The following is a 16887-nucleotide window of genomic DNA, read 5'->3' as shown; positions in this document are numbered from 1 at the left end:
CATGAAGCGACTGCTAGTAACGCTTTTTAGCGTATCCTGTATCAGTTTTGCCGGTTCAGCTTTAGCTGAGTCGCAGGACATCATGTTATTACCGCTATCAACCGATCAGAGTGGTTATTATCAAGTTGAACTTAAACCGTTTCATCTGACTTATCGGGGTGGCTATGATAATCAGCCGAAGTTCAGCCAAAGTGGCGATGCGATATTTTTTACTCGGATGCAGTCGGTTAAAAATGCCACTGAGCAGCAGACGGATATTTATCAGTTTGTCTTTGAGAATAAGCAGCTTATCAATGTTACTCAGACTGAAGAACACAGTGAGTATTCGGCGACACCTTACACTGAAAGTTCGATTTCAATTATCGGGGTTAATCCAGAGGGGAAACAGTATCTGCGAAAAGTGGAGCTGAGTACTGCTGAGCAAAGTGCGTGGCGCAAAGACATCGAACCTGTTGGCTATCATGCCTGGTTAAACCCAGAGCAGGCTGCGGTCTTTGTGCTGGGTGAGGTGATGACATTACAAATACTGGATACTCAATCCAGTGAAACTCCAGAGGTGTTAGCTGAAAACATTGGGCGCTGCTTTGAGACAATAGATGCCGATAAAGTCAGTTTTACCATAGAGAAGGATGGTATTCACCACTTGCAGACGGTTTCTAGTAAAGGAGATATCACGTCAACAGGTATTCAGTTACCGCAAGGCGTACAGGATTATGCCTGGCTTGACGCAGAGCATATTCTCGTGGGCAAGGACTCAAAGTTAATGGTGTTAGATGAGAAGGGTGAGAGGTTGATTGCTGATCTCAACTCGTTGGGTGTTCAGGGAATTACCCGGCTGGCTATTAGTCCAGATAAAACTAAGTTAGCTCTCGTTTATAGCCGTCCTTAGCAATGCTTTCATTTATATTACTTACAAAAAAGCCGCTGATATCAGCGGCTTTTTGATGTAGGAACGGTTACTAAACTTTGGGGCCTGCTTTGATAAGTTCCTGTGCCTTGTCGTTATCGGCAAAGCGATTAAAGTTATCGATAAACATGCCTGCTAATTCTTTAGCTCTTGTTTCCCACTCGGCTGGATCTTTATACGTGTCCTGCGGATTCAGAATAGCCGTATCAACGCCGTTTAGCTCGGTTGGAATCGCCAGGTTAAAGTATGGCAAGTTAGTGAACTCGGTATTCTCAATGGAACCATCCATGATGGCATCAATAATACCGCGAGTATCTTTAATCGAAATACGTTTACCCGTACCGTTCCAGCCGGTATTCACCAGATAAACCTCTGCGCCAGCGTCTTGTATGCGCTTTTCAAGAACTTCTGCGTATTGCGTAGGGTGTAAGCTTAAGAAAGCTTCACCAAAGCAAGAGGAGAAGGTTGGCGTTGGCTCTGTCACACCGCGCTCGGTACCGGCAAGCTTGGCCGTAAAGCCTGATAAGAAGTAGTACTGTGTCTGCTCTGGCGTCAACCTCGCAACCGGAGGTAAAACACCGAAGGCATCGGCACTTAAGAAAATGACTTTTTGCGCGTGTCCCGCTTTGGATACCGGCTTAACAATGTTATCAATATGATAAATTGGGTAAGACACACGAGTATTTTCTGTTTTGCTGTTATCGTCGAAGTCGATATTGCCCTTATCGTCAACAACAACGTTTTCTAGCAAGGCATCACGACGAATAGCACGATAAATATCCGGCTCATTTTCTTCCGACAGGTTAATGGTTTTGGCATAACAGCCACCTTCGAAGTTGAAGACGCCATTGTCATCCCAGCCATGCTCATCATCACCAATTAATGCACGTTTTGGATCGGTAGATAACGTCGTTTTACCAGTACCGGAAAGGCCGAAGAAAATAGCTACATCACCATCTTTACCGACGTTAGCAGAACAGTGCATTGAGGCGATGCCCTTAAGAGGCAATAGGTAGTTCATCATTGAGAACATCCCTTTCTTCATTTCACCGCCATACCAGGTACCGCCAATTAACTGAATTTTCTCAGTTAAATTAAACGCCACGAAGTTTTCAGAATTAAGGCCGTGTTCCTGCCATTTGTCGTTGACCGCTTTGGAGCCGTTCATGACCACAAAGTCCGGCTCAAAGTCTTTAAGCTCTTCTTCCGTCGGACGGATGAACATGTTTTTAACGAAATGCGCCTGCCAGGCAACCTGTGTGATGAAGCGAACTTTCAGGCGCGTGTCTTCATTAGCGCCGCAGAAGGTATCGACCACGAACAAGCGACTACCGGAAAGCTGTTCTGTAACAGTTTCTTTTAAGTCGCTCCAAACGGCCGGCGAAATAGGCTTGTTATCATTTACGCCATTTTTAGACCACCACACTGTATCACGAGTGATGTCATCTTCAACGATGTATTTATCTTTTGGAGAGCGGCCAGTAAAAATCCCTGTATCTACTGCTACAGCGCCTTTGTTGGTAACAACACCTCGCTCATAGCCGGTTGTATCTTCTTTAGTTTCTTCTTCAAATAGTGTTTCGTAAGATGGGTTGTAAACGATTTCGTGGACTGAGTGGATGCCGTATTGGCTCAGGTCTACATCGCGGGACATGGGTTACTCCTCGTGGACAAAGCTTAGCTTTGCAGTGCAATAGTTTAAATAACAGTTTGCTATTTGAAAATTGCACGTAATTATGCCAAAAAACTTTTTAGCTGGCGAGGCTTAATGAAACTTATTTGCAATATTTTTATTAATTTAAAGCGAGGACAGGTTAAACGCTTAAAATTTAGCCTGAATTAGCGTATCCAGGCTCTTAAGGAAGTTAGCTATTACGGTTTAAAGACAATTTAGCTAATTCGATTAAAGCCGTTTTAAACGCTGTATCCGGTAACGGCGTCAAAGCATCTATGGCTTTTTTTACGGCTTTTTCTGCTGCCTGATAGGTGTATTCGATGGCATTGCTGGACTTTACGATAGCTAATATACGTTCTAGATCGTCCAGACCGCCTTGCTCGATAGCTTTACGGATTAAAGCCTGATTCTCCGGGCTGGACTGAGTCAGGGCGTAAATAAGTGGTAGAGTGGGTTTGCCTTCTGCCAGGTCGTCACCTACGTTTTTGCCCATTTCGTCAGCATCGGCTGCATAATCAAGCGCATCATCCACTAACTGAAAGGCAGTGCCAAGCTGTAAGCCATAGGTACGTAGCCCTTTTTCTATCTGATCTGAGGCACCTGTTAGTAGGGCGCCAAGCTGAGTTGCGGCGGCAAAAAGGATCGCTGTCTTACGCTCAATGACCTGATAGTAGCCTTCTTCTGATACGTCCGGATCATTGATATTCATCAGCTGTAGCACTTCGCCGGCAGCGACCTGGTTCGTGGTGTCAGCCAGAACGTTCAACACTTTCATATTGTCGACTTCAACCATCATCTGGAAAGAGCGGCTGTAAAGAAAGTCACCCACTAATACTGAAGCCTGATTACCAAAGAGTTCATTCGCTGTTTCACGACCACGGCGCATGCTGGACTCATCCACCACATCATCGTGCAATAGGGTAGAGGTATGGATTAACTCGATGACGGCGGCCAACTTGGCGTGATCATTTCCTTCGTAACCCGTTGATTTTGCTGCTAGCAGTACCAACATTGGTCGCAGGCGTTTACCGCCAGCCGCAACAATGTAGTGACCGACCTGATCCACTAAAGCCACATCGGACTGAAGACGGTCAAGAATCATTTGGTTTGTTGCTTGGAAATCGCTTTCTACCAAAGCACGGATGTCTGCCAGGTTCATTGTTTACCTTTCATATTATCTATAGACTGATGTTAAATACTGTAAAGATTGACAGTTTGTCTAAGTCAGTCACACTAAATTGGATAATCGCTTGGCAATCCTAGTGAGGCTCGGCCTTGGGGTCAAGCTTTTATAGTGAATATTCAATATCTTGATAGCGTTTTGGTATCTTTCTGGCTGATTTAGTAAAAAACACTTGTTTTATTGGCTTTATATTGGATAAAACCTTGCTTTAGGCGGGGTTTTGGCTTAAAATTCGCGCCCTCAAATTAGAGAAAGCCAATGAGCAATACATATTAACCTTCTTATTGAGATATATGAGAGGGTCGTAAACTGGAGAATAAATATGTACGCAGTAATTAAAAGTGGTGGTAAGCAACACCGCGTAAAAGAAGGCCAGGTTGTACGTCTTGAGAAGATCGAGGCAGAAACTGGTGCTACAATTAATTTTGAAGACGTTTTAATGGTTGCTGATGGTGACAATGTTACTATTGGTACTCCGCTAGTTGATGGTGCTGTGGTTTCAGCTGAAGTCGTTGACCATGGTCGCGCTAAAAAAGTGAACATCATCAAGTTCAAGCGTCGTAAACATCACATGAAACGTCAAGGTCACCGTCAGTGGTTCACAGAAGTGAAAATCAGTGGTATTGCTCTTGATGGCGCTAAAAAGCCTGCGAAGAAAGCTCCTGCTAAAAAAGCAGCAGCTAAGAAAACAGACGGTGATGATTTAACACAACTATCAGGTGTAGGTCCGGTAATCGTTAAGAAATTGAACGAAGCTGGTGTTACTACATTTAAGCAAATTGCTGAGTGGACTGCTGAAGACGTAGCTCGCTTGGATGAAGAACTTAGCTTTAAAGGTCGTATCGAGCGTGAAAACTGGATCGATCAAGCTAAAGAATTGACGAAAGGAGAGTAAACGATGGCTCATAAGAAAGCTGGTGGTAGTACTCGTAACGGCCGCGATTCCGAAAGTAAACGCCTTGGTGTTAAACGCTTTGGTGGTGAAGAAGTAAGCGCAGGCAGCATCATTGTTCGTCAACGTGGTACTCGTTTCCACGCTGGTAACGGTGTTGGTCTAGGTCGTGACCACACTATCTTTGCGAAAGTTGATGGCAAAGTTAAGTTTGAAACTAAAGGTAAAGACAAGCGTAAGTTTGTTTCTATCGAAGCTTAATCAAGCTTTTAGTTTTAGAAAAAGCCTCAGCTCTCGCTGGGGCTTTTTTGTATGCCGGTCTGGAAGGTAGATAAATATGATTTCACGGATCTGGCGCGATATAACAGGATTTATGGCACAATAGACTTATGAAATTTGTAGATGAAGTCTCGATAAAGGTTAAAGCAGGCGATGGCGGTAATGGCATTGTCAGTTTCCGCCGTGAAAAATATGTAGCCAAAGGTGGCCCTGATGGTGGCGACGGTGGCGATGGCGGCAATGTATATATCGAAGCTGACGAAGAGCTGAATACCTTGGTTGATTATCGTTATGTGCGGTTTTATGAAGCCACTCGCGGTGAAAATGGGCAGGGCCGGAACAAAACTGGCGCTAAAGGTGAAGAGCTGGTCTTAAAAGCACCTATTGGAACTCAGATTACCGATAAGGAAACCGGCGAAATTGTTGGTGACCTTACTAGGCCCGGTGAACAGGTTTTAGTTGCTAAAGGTGGCTTCCATGGCTTAGGTAATACTCGCTTTAAGAGCTCGATTAATCGTGCACCGCGCAAAGCGACTCACGGTACCCCGGGCGAAGTTCGAGAGTTACGTCTGGAGCTTAAGGTTTTGGCTGACGTTGGTTTGTTGGGCTTGCCTAATGCCGGTAAGTCGACGTTTATCCGAGCGGTATCGTCCGCTAAACCGAAAGTCGCGGGTTACCCGTTTACTACTCTGGTTCCCAACCTGGGCGTGGTTCGTGTCGATGCTGAGTCGAGCTTTGTCGTGGCCGATATCCCGGGGGTGATTGAGGGTGCTGCAGAAGGTGCCGGTCTGGGTATTCGTTTCTTACGCCACTTAGCCAGAACGCGTATCTTATTGCATATAGTGGATTTATTGCCCTATGATGAATCAGATCCGGTAGAAAACTTTAATGGCATCATGAATGAGCTGTATAAATACAGTGAAAGCAAGGATATCTTGTTAAAAGACAAGCCGGTCTGGTTAGTCTTTAACAAAACGGATTTGATGAGTGAGGAAGAAGCTCAAGCGAAGATGGATGATGTTTTAAAGCGTCTCGAATGGGATGGTCCCGTATTTAAGATGTCGGCCATCAAGAAAGAGGGAACCCGAGAAATCTGTAACTCGATTATGGATTATTTAATCGAGCATCCACAGATTCGTAAGTTTGAAGCCGAGAAAACTCAGGAAAAGTTTAACTGGCCAGAGCCCGGTTCTATGGATGAGCCAGAAGAGGATCCTTTTGCTGGTCTGGATGACGAATGGGACTTTGATGATATCGATCCAGACTTTGTTCTGGACGACGATAAGTAACAGAGAAAGCCGCCTTGAGCGGCTTTTTTATATCCGGAGGTAGAAGAGTGGGTTACGATCTGGCTTTTTCCGCACAAACAGCAGGTAAAAAAAAGCCACTCGTCAGAGTGGCCAAAAAATAACACAGAGGAGTCTGTGTATTCATCGTCCCTCACGACGTAATGCCGAGGACGTAAACTGTCTATAATTCATCTTCTTAGAGAAGTCATACATGTCTTCCTGATTATCCAGACCGTAGGCAATGTAACGGCGGGCTTTCAGGTCATGAATGACATCGAGGGTTGACCAGAGCACTGGTACTTCGTAGTAGTTCAAAGCATGAGCTTCAGCCACTCGCCATAGCTCACCATCGTCATCATAATGATCGACCAATAAGGCTTGCCAACTGTCTTCATCAAGGTAAAAAGTCCGACGACTATAGATATTCTCTTTCAGTTCTTTAAGCGTCGCTTCGACCACCCATACACGGTGTAATTCGTAACGGGCTAAGTCCTGATTAATATGGCCTGGGCGAATAATATCTTCGTAATCCAGTTGGTCGCTGTGTAACTGATAAGCGTTATAAGGAACAAAAATTTCTTTCTTACCTTTGAGTTCCCAGTTGTAACGATCAGGAGAGCCGCTAAACATGTCAAAGTTATCAATTGTAGCTAAGCCGTCCGATGCTAATGCAGGGGCATCGTAAGCGACGGTGGGTGTGCGGAACGCTCTGCGACGGCCGGGATCATAGCGCCAGGCACGACGAGGGTCGACGACCTGATTAGAGGTCTCGTGCACTAGCAAAACTTCACCGGCTAATGCGGCAGGAGAAGTGATGCGCTGTTTATACAAAAACAGGAAATTTTCTTTTTCTGGGTGCTCCTGCGCATAGTATTGCAGTGATTCCTGCTCAAACTTTACAGGGTTAAAGCTACCATCTTCGGTTGGTGAGACCTGAATGTACTCTCGTTTAATGGCCTCGCCACGAAAGCGTGTCAGGTGATTCCATATGGCTTCCAGACCATTTTTAGGGATTGGGAAGGGGACACCGACAGCAGCATTACTTAAACCCGCGCCATCCTGGGTTAAGATGGCTGTTGTCGCATTTTTGATGCTGAAGTCGTAAATCTTCTGCGGAAATGATGCACTTCGGTGAGTTGGATACACCGTAATTTTGTAGTCCGGGTATTGCCTGATCAGTGCAATTTGTCCGGCAGTTAAGTGAGCCGTATAATCTTGATAATTCTCCTGAGTGATCGTCAGTATTGGTTCATCAGAAGCAAAGGGATCAGCGTGATGCTCGCCGGGCGTGTAATCCTGTGGTATTTGTCTAATACCGCCTGTCCATGCCGGGATAGTTCCTTCCTTATTACCCGCTCGCTCAGCACCCATTGGTGTCAGTGTTCGTTGTAACTTTTTAGCTTCGCTTGTCATAACCTTTGACTCCGCCAAAGGAGTCATGACGGCGGTTGTCATGATGGATAATAAAACCAATTTTTTCATGGTATAGATCTTGCATATCTAATGGTGGCGGGCATTCTACATATACACCCAAAGGTGTCAACTGGTACAACCACAGCTTGAGGTAAGATATTACAATTGGAGGTTCACGTTGTAACTGTGTTATCTTAGCTAAGTTAATAATTAACTAATGTTAATTTATGGTGAGGCTATATTAAAACTGAAAATAAAGGTAAAAAGTGAAGACTTATCAGCAAAATACAGAGCAGCAGTTATTCCAGATTCTGAATTCCTACCATATGAAATCAAAAGAGCTTGAGAAAAGCGCGGGATTAACCCAAGAGCGTTTGCAGATTTTAATGCTCTTAGTAATACAAGGGCCAAAAACCATTAATCAACTCGCAGAGGGCGAGAAAGTTAGTGCCCCGGCAATAACGCGAACGGTTAAGGCGCTTGAAAAGCAGGGATATGTGATTAAATCGCGTTCGAAAACCGATCAGCGAGTGGTTTATGTTGCGCCAACAAGGAAAAGCCAGCAAATTATCGAGTCTATCCGCAGTAAGCAGAAAAAACTGATAGCTGAATTAGTAAAGGGGCATAGTGATGAGGAGCTACGGGCTATAGGTCTTGGAGCAGGTTTGTTGGTGAAAAGAACATTATAAATCAGTCGGTTACAATTGACTTATAATACAACGGGTAAAGAAAAAGCCGCTCAATGAGCGGCTTCTAAAATCTTGTTTCAAGCTAACTGATTAAAGCGCTTGAATGCGAGCGTTTAAACGGCTCTTATGACGTGCAGCTTTGTTTTTGTGGATAAGGCCTTTGTTTGCAGCTTTATCAATCACAGACACAGCACGTTGGAACGCAGCTTCTGCATCCTTCTTGTTACCAGCATCAATAGCGTAAATAACTTTCTTCATGTAACTACGCAGCATTGAGCGGCGGCTAGCGTTGTGCTTGCGACGAGCTTCAGCTTGACGAGCACGTTTTTTGGCAGATTTAATGTTAGCCAAGGTGAACTCCTAACAACTGTTGAATAAATAAATCACAAATTTAAGGTCGCGAAATATACCTGTTTTAAGCTTAGGTATCAAGTAAAAACAGCGAAAAACCGTATAATTCTGTCATTTTTAAGGCTTTTAAGCCTTCGCTATGGTTGTTAAAGCCTTTATCGCTTAAACTTGCGCTCAAATAAAACAATATTTTAACACATTCAGGAACCATGGCTAGCCTATTACGCTCCAGTACCATTGTCAGTTTTTGGACCATGATTTCCCGTTTCATGGGACTTGCGCGAGACGTTGTTTTAGCCAACTTGCTGGGTGCCAGTGGTCAGGCCGATGTTTTTCTGGTGGCTCAAAAGATTCCTAATTTTCTTAGGCGTCTTTTTGGTGAGGGCGCTTTTGCCACTGCCTTTGTGCCGGTATTCTCTGAATATTACTCGAATCGTACTAAAGCTGAGACGGTGTCGCTGCTTAGTAAAGTCTCAGGAACCTTAGGTGGCATTTTAGCTGTTATTACCATTATTGGTGTGCTGGGTTCACAAGGAGTTATTGCATTATTTGGTGCAGGCTTTATAGCCGATCCGGAAAAATTTCAACTGGGGAGTGACTTACTAAAAATCACTTTCCCTTATATCTTCTTTATCTCGCTGGTTGCGATGTACAGTTCCGTTCTAAACACTCTGGATAAGTTTGCCATACCCGCGTTCGCGCCTATTTTATTAAACTTATCTATCATTGCCGCGGCTATAATCTGGGCTCCTCATATGGAGCAGCCAACGGTAGCACTGGCCTGGGCGATTTTTATTGCGGGTGCACTGCAGCTATTCCTGCACTTCCCTTTCTTATGGAAAGCGGGTTATTTACCCAAACCTCAGTGGGCTTGGAAGGACTCAGCTGTCCAGCGCATTATTAAATTAATGCTGCCCGTAATTTTTGGTGCGTCAGCCAGCCAGATCAATCTTTTGATTGACACACAAATTGCCTCTTTTCTTCAAGAGGGCAGTATTTCCTGGTTGTATTACTCAGACCGTATGATGGAGTTTCCTTTAGGAATTTTCGGAATTGCGATTGCCACTGTACTTTTACCTACGCTCTCTAAATTCTTTTCAAAAAAGGACATGCAGCATTTCTCGGGTACACTGGATTGGGGGCTGAGAATGGTGCTGATGATTGGAATACCAGCGGGGATTGGCTTATTCTGGCTGGCTGAGCCCATCATGATTAGCGTCTTTCAACATGGTGCTTTTACTCCTGAGGATTCGTATAAAGCAGGGCAGAGTTTGCAGGCTTACTCCATTGGTTTGATTGGTTTTATGATGGTCAAAGTTTTTCTGACCGGTTTTTATTCAAGGCAGGATACCAAAACTCCCGTAAAGATCGCCTTGTTTGCGGTAGTCAGTAACATTGTTTTGAACCTTGCGCTATTCAAACCCTTTGGACACGTCGGCCTTGCTATCGCGACCAGTGTATCAGCTTTTATTAATGCTATTTTCCTATACCGCTACTTACATAAAGAGCAGCACTTGCAGTTGTCTCGCGAAAGCAAGTTGTGGATCCTTAAACTGATCATTGCCAGTGGGTTGCTGTTACTAGGACTCTGGTATACCGACTTCAGCGTCGAACAATGGCAGTCATGGAGCCGTTTTGAAGCGATCGGCATGATTTGCGCCATTATCGCCTCGACCGTGGTGGCTTATACTGTACTGCTGTTTTTATTTGGACTAAGACTGAAGGATTTTAGGATTCTGAGATAGCTTGTGTGGAGTTTGTTTATACGAGATTCCCACCTTCGTGGGAATGACGGTGCTAGGGGGAAGTATTGTTAAAGATTCTGTTTTTGCGGGAGGACGGTACGTAGGAGGGAATGTCGAAGCTTTTGTCAGATAACCTAACCACAAACCACGTCATCCCCGCGAAGGCGGGGATCTCAAACAGGTTTATGGAGCTCTGTTTTCAAGCTTGGGAGTCATCTAAATAATTACAAGGAGTAAAAATATTATGGAAAAACAGGGATATGTTTATATATTAGCTTTAAAGCCAAATGGGGTTCTATACATAGGTGTTACTTCTAACTTAGTGAAAAGAATTTGGGAGCACAAGCAGGGGGAAGCAGAAGGTTTCACTAATAAGTATAATGTTAAGCAGCTAGTTTATTATGAAGCATGTGACTCAATAGAGAGCGCTATTTTTAGAGAAAAGAGACTAAAAAAGTGGAACCGAAACTGGAAAGTTAGGTTGATAGAAAAGCAAAACCAGCACTGGAAAGATCTGTACCTAGATTTGCTTGATTAGGTTTTTAAGAGATTCCCGCCTTCGCGGGAATGACGAGGATAGATTAACTTGAAGGCGCTGTAGAGGTGGGCTCTTACAGCTCTCTAACTACCTTGTGGTGGGGAAGCACTCATGTACAACTGTCATTCCCGCGAAGGCGGGAATCTGTTGAGGTTGGTATTACTTCTAATTAACCATCTTTAGCACCGCTTTATACCTCGGCTCTGCATGCCTTTCTAAATAATAAATCAACTCTTTGGTTTCTGGCTTATATTCCAGCATCCAGACGTTGGTTTTAGCGTCTGGTATTAGATTTGAAGTAAATTCGTCTGCATGGAAAAACTGCTTGGTCGCAGTCACTGGCTGTCCCTTGTATTCAGCTGCGTGGCCACCGTAGTTAGTGATTCGATCTGGCGTACCGTCTTCGTGGCGATGGTCATGTTTAAACAATAGGCCCTGGTGTGTGGCAACTAGTACCCAAGTTCTGGATTTGTCTTCCCCAACGCTGAATGGAATGCGAATAACCCGATCATTGCACTGCTCAATAGTAGCAACGAGTTTTTTACCAGCGAAGTTATGGTTTGGATCGTCTGGGTAGACCGTGGTACCAATAAATGTTTTACCACAAAGCGATTTTATCCTGCTGAAGAAGTCTGCTTGAGGTTTTGACATCATTTCCTCAAGGTTTGGTGCCGGGGCGCAGCTACTACAGGCGCATGCGGTAATTAGTGCTGACAGAATGAGTGTCATGCCAAGTTTTAAATAATGCTTCATTATTGCGCCATAACTGCTTGTTTATGTACGAATAGTTACTGATTTTGGGGATTGAAGCAAGCGGTTAACTCATTATTTTTATTAAAAATATCGTTTTCAATCCATGAATCAGGGATTTATGGTTAATTCTTAGCCCATAGTCCGCTATAATTGCCGCCTTTGGCAGATGCCTGTAGAGAAATTTACTGACCGACATGCGCTTATTACGAGGCCTATATAATTGTCCACCTGAACTGTTCAAGCAGGGATGTGTGGCGACTATTGGTAATTTCGATGGGGTCCATCTAGGCCATCAAGCGATTATTGAGCGTTTAACGGATAAGGCTGATCATTACAATCTGCCTAGCGTGGTGGTGCTCTTTGAGCCTCATCCACAAGAATATTTTCGCCCAGACAACATACCTGCACGTCTATTTAAGTTGACCGATAAAGTTCAGGCACTACGTCAGCTTGGCGTAGATTATGTGCTCTGTTTCCGCTTTAACCAGGAGTTTGCGGAGCTGCGAGCTGAGGAATTTATTCGACGGGTGTTGGTAGAACGCTTGAATGTACTGCACCTGTTTATTGGTGATGATTTCAAGTTCGGCTATCAGCGCCAAGGTGATTTTGACATGCTGAAAGAGCTCGGGGAAGGGCTCTTTACCGTTGAAGCCAATCATTCGGTGACGCTTGAGGTGGATAATGAACATAAGCGTATTAGCAGTAGCTTAGTACGTGAAGCCATAGCTAATAATCAGTTCGATTTAGCCGAACGTTATCTGGGGCGACCTTATCGAGTGGAAGGGAAAGTGGTTCATGGCGATAAACAAGGCCGTGAAATTGGCTTTTCAACCGCTAACATTCCGTTAAAACGCCGTAAAAGTCCTTTAAAAGGGGTGTATGCGGTTTGGGTGTATGGTATAAGTGCTAGTTCGCTGCAGGAGGGCCGCTGGCCAGCTGTTGCGAATGTTGGTAACAAGCCGACGCTAAAGCAAAGTCCCGAGCGGTTAGAGGTTCATCTGTTGAATTTCTCAGGCGATATTTATGGGCAACGTATTCGCATTGAGCCTATTGATAAATTGCGCGGAGAACAGAAGTTCAATTCTGTCGATGAGCTAAAAACACAAATTGCAGCAGACATTGAAGCTGCAAAATATATTTTTAATCAGAAACTAAAACAGAGTAATCATTTCGATGAGTGACTATAAAAGTACCTTAAACTTACCGAAAACTAAGTTTGAAATGCGCGGTAACCTACCAAATCGTGAGCCAAAGATGTTGGCACAATGGGGAAAAAACGATTTGTATGGTGAAATTCGTAAAGCACGTGCTGGCCGTGAGCAATTTATTTTGCACGATGGCCCTCCGTACGCCAACGGTAATATTCATATTGGTCACTCAGTCAATAAAATTCTGAAAGATATCGTGGTTAAGAGCAAAACTATCAGCGGTTACGACAGCCCTTATGTGCCGGGCTGGGACTGTCATGGTTTGCCGATTGAGAACAACGTTGAGAAGAAGGTCGGTAAAGCAGGGCAAAAAGTGACTCACGCCGAGTTCCGTCAGAAATGTCGCGATTACGCGGAAAAGCAAGTTCAGGGCCAGATGAAAGATTTTATCCGTCTTGGTGTTCTGGGCGAGTGGGATAATCCTTACAAGACAATGAACTTTGGTTTTGAAGCGAACATTGTTCGAGCCCTGTCAAAGCTGGTTAAAAACGGTCACATGTTCAAAGGTGAAAAGCCGGTGTACTGGAGCGTTGTTGGCGGTTCGTCTTTGGCTGAAGCTGAAGTTGAATATCAAGATAAAACATCTTTTTCTGTTTATGTGCGCTACCCATTAGCTGATGTAGAAGGATTTGAGAAAGCCTTTGGTGGTCAGTCATGCGCCAACACTTCAGTTGTTATCTGGACCACAACGCCCTGGACCTTACCTTCGAGCCAGGCGGTGACGGTTCATGCGGACTTTACTTATGTGCTGCTTGAGGCAAAAACAGCTGCAGGCACAGAGCAGTTTATTTTAGCTGAAGATCTGTTTAAGCAGGTGATGGAAGAGTCCGAGATTGAAGAGTACAAAATTCTGGCGACGACCACAGGTGCGCAGTTGGAAAATCTGCATGTGCAGCATCCGTTTTATGATAAAACATTGCCGGTGATCATCGGTGAGCATGTGACGACGGATGCCGGTACAGGTCTGGTGCATACCGCGCCGGATCATGGTCCAGACGATTTCCAGGTGGTAAAGAAATACGGTATCGGTTTGTTGAATTACGTTATGGCAAACGGTGTCTTCTCTGAGGATACGCCGCTGTTTGCCGGACAGCATGTCTACAAAGTCGATCAACCGATTGTCGATCATCTGGTCGCAACGGGTCGCTTGTTGCATCAAGATAAAATTCGCCACAGCTATCCGCATTGCTGGCGTACCAAAACGCCTCTGATCTACCGTGCGACGCCGCAGTGGTTTATCTCCATGACGCAGAATGGTTTGCAGCCTCAAGCGATGGAGGAAATCAAAAAGGTGAAATGGGTGCCCGAATGGGGCGAGGCGCGTATCGAGTCGATGGTCGAAAACCGTCCGGACTGGTGTATTTCTCGCCAACGAACCTGGGGCGTGCCGTTATGCTTGTTTATTGACAAAAAAGATGGTCAGCCACATCCGGATGCTGCCGAATTGATGGAAAAAGTGGCTCAATTGATTGAAGAAAAGGGTATTCAAGCGTGGTATGACTTGGATGCCGCAGATTTTGTCGATGCGGATAAATACGAAAAGATCGACGACACGCTGGACGTCTGGTTTGATTCGGGCGTAACGCATTATTGTGTATTAAGTGCGCGCGACTATTTGCGCCAGCCAGCAGATTTATATCTGGAAGGCTCGGATCAGCATCGAGGTTGGTTTCAGTCGTCGCTACTAACTTCAGTTGGTATCCACGGACATGCGCCTTATAAACATTGTTTAACACATGGTTTCGTCGTCGATGGCAAAGGCGAAAAAATGTCGAAGTCGAAAGGCAACGTCATGGCGCCAAATGATGTGATCAATAAGCTGGGCGCGGATGTGCTTCGCTTATGGGTTGCCTCGGCGGACTATCGTGGTGAAATGGCAGTTTCTGACGAAATTCTAAAACGCACGGGTGATACTTACCGCCGTTTAAGAAATACGTCGCGCTTCTTATTAGCGAACCTGGAAGGCTTTAACCCAGAAACTGATTTAATTGCGAAAGAAGAATTACTGCCACTCGATCGTTGGGCTGTGGACTGTGCTTACCAGGCGCAGAAGGCAATTGTTGACGCTTATGATGATTATAATTTCTGGGTAGTGGCGCAAAAAATCCATCATTTCTGTTCGATTGATATGGGCAGTTTCTACCTCGATATCATTAAGGATCGCCAATATACGGCCAAGCGTGGTTCGCAAGCGCAGCGCTCCTGTCAAACGGCCTTGTATCATATTGTGGAAGCCTTGGTGCGCTGGATGGCACCAATCCTAAGTTTTACAGCCAATGAAATCTGGCCTCTGTTGCCAAAGCCAGCTTCAGGTGAGCGTGAGAACAACGTTTTCATTTCTGAGTGGTATGACGGTTTGTTTGCGATGGAAAATGCCGATATTACAGCAGATGACTGGAACACGATTTCTGAAGTAAAAGCCGCTATCAATAAGGCGCTTGAAGCAAAACGTAAAGAAGGCGTTATTGGTGGCTCTTTGCAGGCCGAAGTGACGATTCATGTCAATGATGAGTTGTATGCTGTGTTGAGCAAGCTTGAAGATGAGTTGCGCTTCGTGTTTATCACGTCTCAAGCACGTTTGGTTAATGACGCGGCAGGTGAAGACACTGATATCGAAGGGTTGAAACTTACCGTTGAAGCTTCTGATGCTGAAAAGTGTGAGCGTTGTTGGCATTATCGCGAGGACGTAGGTTCTAACGCTGAGCATCCGACTATTTGTAGCCGCTGCGTGGAAAATGTCGTCGGTGATGGCGAAGTGCGTCATTACGCTTAACATTCAGTCCGTCATCCCCGCGGAGGCGGGGAGCGCCATCTGTATAGTTACCAGATTCCCGCCTTCGCGGGAATGACGCATCAAAAATAGAGTAAATATTTTGAAAAAACTAAAACAAACAGGCTGGGTGTGGTTATGGATCACGGTGATCCTACTCATTATCGATCAGGCCACCAAGATATGGGCAGACAGTGCTTTGGCTCCCGTTTATGGCGGGCGAATTATCGAAGTGATGCCACATTTTGATCTGAACCTGGCTTATAACTATGGTGCTGCTTTCAGCTTTCTTGGCGATGCCGGTGGCTGGCAGCGTTGGTTGTTTACCATCATAGCTATTGGAATCAGCGTTGCGCTCTTGGTGTGGATGTATAAAACACCAAAATCACACAAGCTACCGAATATCGGTATGGCGTTAATATTGAGCGGTGCCATTGGCAATTTATATGATCGTATGGCTTATGGCTACGTCATTGATTTTATTGACTGGTATGTGTCGAAAGATGGCTATCACTGGCCAACGTTTAATATTGCTGACAGTGTCATTTTAATCGGTGTTGGCTTGCTCATAATTGATAGTTTTAAAAATCCAGAGAAATCTAAGAAGGATGAAACGTCCTCTTAGTGCTCTCGTATAGAAGTGATGTATGACAACTGAGAATATAATTAAAGCAGATTCGCGCGCCTTGGTGCATTTTAATGTGCTACTTAAAGATGGTTCCGCCGCGGACAGTACCCGAGTGAATGGTAAGCCGGTATGGTTTATTTTTGGCGATGGTAGTTTGACCGATGTTATCGAGAAGTCATTGATTGGTTTAAAAGCCGGTGATGAAAAGCGCCTTGAAATTCATGGTTCCGAGTTTTTTGGCCCAGCAAATCCTGACGATATTCACTTTATGGATATTAGCCAGTTTTCTGCCGATGTGAAGTTGGAGGAAGGCTCGATTATTGCATTTGAAGACATGATGGGCGGAACGGTCCCCGGTATGATTCGCGAAGTGAAAGGTCATTCGGTCAAGGTGGACTTTAATCATCCGCTGGCGGATCAGGATATAGTCCTTGAAATTGAAATTGTCGAAGTGAGACAATAGTACGTATACCATACCTCGTCATTCCCGCGAAGGCGGGAATCTCTGTTAGGAATATGGTTATTAAAGATTCCCGCCTTCGCGGAAATGATGAAAGAGTTGATAGG

Annotated in this window: 16 protein-coding genes; 11 read left to right on the top strand and 5 right to left on the bottom strand. The window is 44.8% G+C overall.

All coding sequences use genetic code 11. The features are described 5' to 3' along the window. The first annotated feature begins 1 nt into the window (after position 1). Positions 2-889, top strand: a complete 888-nt coding sequence (locus tag H7708_RS04230; protein ID WP_223669225.1) for a hypothetical protein — start codon at positions 2-4, stop codon at positions 887-889. A gap of 70 nt (positions 890-959) precedes the next feature. On the opposite strand, the gene pckA is transcribed toward H7708_RS04230, so the two are convergent. Beyond that, positions 960-2561, bottom strand: coding sequence for a phosphoenolpyruvate carboxykinase (ATP) (pckA, locus tag H7708_RS04225; RefSeq protein ID WP_223669224.1), 1602 nt, complete (start codon positions 2559-2561; stop codon positions 960-962). Between the two features lie 211 nt (positions 2562-2772). Then, positions 2773-3741, bottom strand: a complete 969-nt coding sequence (gene ispB, locus H7708_RS04220; RefSeq protein ID WP_223669223.1) for an octaprenyl diphosphate synthase — start codon at positions 3739-3741, stop codon at positions 2773-2775. Between the two features lie 346 nt (positions 3742-4087). Here ispB and rplU point away from each other — a divergent pair, with 346 nt between their 5' ends. From rplU to cgtA, 3 genes are all read left to right on the top strand, one after another. After that, positions 4088-4660 carry a 50S ribosomal protein L21 gene (gene rplU, locus H7708_RS13510; RefSeq protein ID WP_407929717.1) on the top strand — a complete coding sequence of 191 codons (573 nt, stop codon included), beginning with the start codon at positions 4088-4090 and terminating at the stop codon, positions 4658-4660. Positions 4661-4663: 3 nt separating this feature from the next. Further along, entirely contained in the window at positions 4664-4918 is a 255-nt protein-coding gene (gene rpmA / locus H7708_RS04205; protein ID WP_223669222.1) for a 50S ribosomal protein L27, read from the top strand. Between the two features lie 128 nt (positions 4919-5046). Then, positions 5047-6225 (top strand): Obg family GTPase CgtA, encoded by a 1179-nt coding sequence (gene cgtA / locus H7708_RS04200; protein WP_223669221.1) that lies wholly within the window; start codon positions 5047-5049, stop codon positions 6223-6225. A 141-nt stretch (positions 6226-6366) separates the two neighbouring features. On the opposite strand, the gene H7708_RS04195 is transcribed toward cgtA, so the two are convergent. After that, positions 6367-7707 (bottom strand): DUF1329 domain-containing protein, encoded by a 1341-nt coding sequence (locus tag H7708_RS04195; RefSeq protein ID WP_223669220.1) that lies wholly within the window; start codon positions 7705-7707, stop codon positions 6367-6369. Positions 7708-7904: 197 nt separating this feature from the next. Between H7708_RS04195 and H7708_RS04190 the strand changes: the two genes are divergently transcribed. Further along, positions 7905-8327, top strand: a complete 423-nt coding sequence (locus H7708_RS04190; RefSeq protein ID WP_223669219.1) for a MarR family winged helix-turn-helix transcriptional regulator — start codon at positions 7905-7907, stop codon at positions 8325-8327. 90 nt (positions 8328-8417) lie between these two features. Here the strand turns inward: H7708_RS04190 and rpsT are convergent, their stop codons facing one another. Further along, positions 8418-8678 (bottom strand): 30S ribosomal protein S20, encoded by a 261-nt coding sequence (gene rpsT, locus H7708_RS04185; protein WP_223669218.1) that lies wholly within the window; start codon positions 8676-8678, stop codon positions 8418-8420. Positions 8679-8887: 209 nt separating this feature from the next. Here rpsT and murJ point away from each other — a divergent pair, with 209 nt between their 5' ends. Together murJ and H7708_RS04175 are read left to right on the top strand one after the other, a co-directional pair. Continuing rightward, complete coding sequence (gene murJ / locus H7708_RS04180) at positions 8888-10423, top strand: murein biosynthesis integral membrane protein MurJ (RefSeq protein ID WP_223669217.1); 1536 nt, start codon at positions 8888-8890, stop codon at positions 10421-10423. 244 nt (positions 10424-10667) lie between these two features. Beyond that, a complete protein-coding gene (locus tag H7708_RS04175) occupies positions 10668-10961 on the top strand; it encodes a GIY-YIG nuclease family protein (RefSeq protein WP_223669216.1) in 294 nt (97 codons plus the stop codon). A gap of 165 nt (positions 10962-11126) precedes the next feature. Here H7708_RS04175 and H7708_RS04170 read toward each other — a convergent pair whose 3' ends face one another. Further along, complete coding sequence (locus H7708_RS04170; RefSeq protein ID WP_223669215.1) at positions 11127-11714, bottom strand: hypothetical protein; 588 nt, start codon at positions 11712-11714, stop codon at positions 11127-11129. Positions 11715-11908: 194 nt separating this feature from the next. Here H7708_RS04170 and ribF point away from each other — a divergent pair, with 194 nt between their 5' ends. The 4 genes from ribF (at position 11909) to fkpB (ending at position 16783) form a co-directional block, all read left to right on the top strand. Continuing rightward, positions 11909-12895 (top strand): bifunctional riboflavin kinase/FAD synthetase, encoded by a 987-nt coding sequence (ribF, locus tag H7708_RS04165; protein ID WP_223669214.1) that lies wholly within the window; start codon positions 11909-11911, stop codon positions 12893-12895. After that, complete coding sequence (ileS, locus tag H7708_RS04160; RefSeq protein WP_223669213.1) at positions 12888-15695, top strand: isoleucine--tRNA ligase; 2808 nt, start codon at positions 12888-12890, stop codon at positions 15693-15695. The genes ribF and ileS overlap by 8 nt, the downstream gene beginning before the upstream one ends. A 97-nt stretch (positions 15696-15792) precedes the next feature. Then, positions 15793-16317, top strand: coding sequence for a signal peptidase II (gene lspA, locus H7708_RS04155; protein WP_407929721.1), 525 nt, complete (start codon positions 15793-15795; stop codon positions 16315-16317). A gap of 22 nt (positions 16318-16339) precedes the next feature. Next, complete coding sequence (gene fkpB / locus H7708_RS04150) at positions 16340-16783, top strand: FKBP-type peptidyl-prolyl cis-trans isomerase (protein ID WP_223669211.1); 444 nt, start codon at positions 16340-16342, stop codon at positions 16781-16783. Positions 16784-16887 lie beyond the last annotated feature (104 nt).

The sequence above is a fragment of the Kangiella shandongensis genome (assembly GCF_020005365.1).
GTDB lineage: Bacteria > Pseudomonadota > Gammaproteobacteria > Enterobacterales > Kangiellaceae > Kangiella > Kangiella shandongensis.
Note: the sequence above shows the minus strand (reverse complement) of the source record. Positions and strands in the feature narration are given on the sequence as shown.

Bases quoted from the DNA above. Each gene is read 5' to 3' on its own strand.
- H7708_RS04230 (WP_223669225.1), top strand. From the start codon at position 2: ATGAAGCGACTGCTAGTAACGCTTTTTAGCGTATCCTGTATCAGTTTT.
- pckA (WP_223669224.1), bottom strand. From the start codon at position 2,561: ATGTCCCGCGATGTAGACCTGAGCCAATACGGCATCCACTCAGTCCAC.
- ispB (WP_223669223.1), bottom strand. From the start codon at position 3,741: ATGAACCTGGCAGACATCCGTGCTTTGGTAGAAAGCGATTTCCAAGCA.
- rplU (WP_407929717.1), top strand. From the start codon at position 4,088: ATGTACGCAGTAATTAAAAGTGGTGGTAAGCAACACCGCGTAAAAGAA.
- rpmA (WP_223669222.1), top strand. From the start codon at position 4,664: ATGGCTCATAAGAAAGCTGGTGGTAGTACTCGTAACGGCCGCGATTCC.
- cgtA (WP_223669221.1), top strand. From the start codon at position 5,047: ATGAAATTTGTAGATGAAGTCTCGATAAAGGTTAAAGCAGGCGATGGC.
- H7708_RS04195 (WP_223669220.1), bottom strand. From the start codon at position 7,707: ATGAAAAAATTGGTTTTATTATCCATCATGACAACCGCCGTCATGACT.
- murJ (WP_223669217.1), top strand. From the start codon at position 8,888: ATGGCTAGCCTATTACGCTCCAGTACCATTGTCAGTTTTTGGACCATG.
- H7708_RS04175 (WP_223669216.1), top strand. From the start codon at position 10,668: ATGGAAAAACAGGGATATGTTTATATATTAGCTTTAAAGCCAAATGGG.
- H7708_RS04170 (WP_223669215.1), bottom strand. From the start codon at position 11,714: ATGAAGCATTATTTAAAACTTGGCATGACACTCATTCTGTCAGCACTA.
- ribF (WP_223669214.1), top strand. From the start codon at position 11,909: ATGCGCTTATTACGAGGCCTATATAATTGTCCACCTGAACTGTTCAAG.
- ileS (WP_223669213.1), top strand. From the start codon at position 12,888: ATGAGTGACTATAAAAGTACCTTAAACTTACCGAAAACTAAGTTTGAA.
- fkpB (WP_223669211.1), top strand. From the start codon at position 16,340: ATGACAACTGAGAATATAATTAAAGCAGATTCGCGCGCCTTGGTGCAT.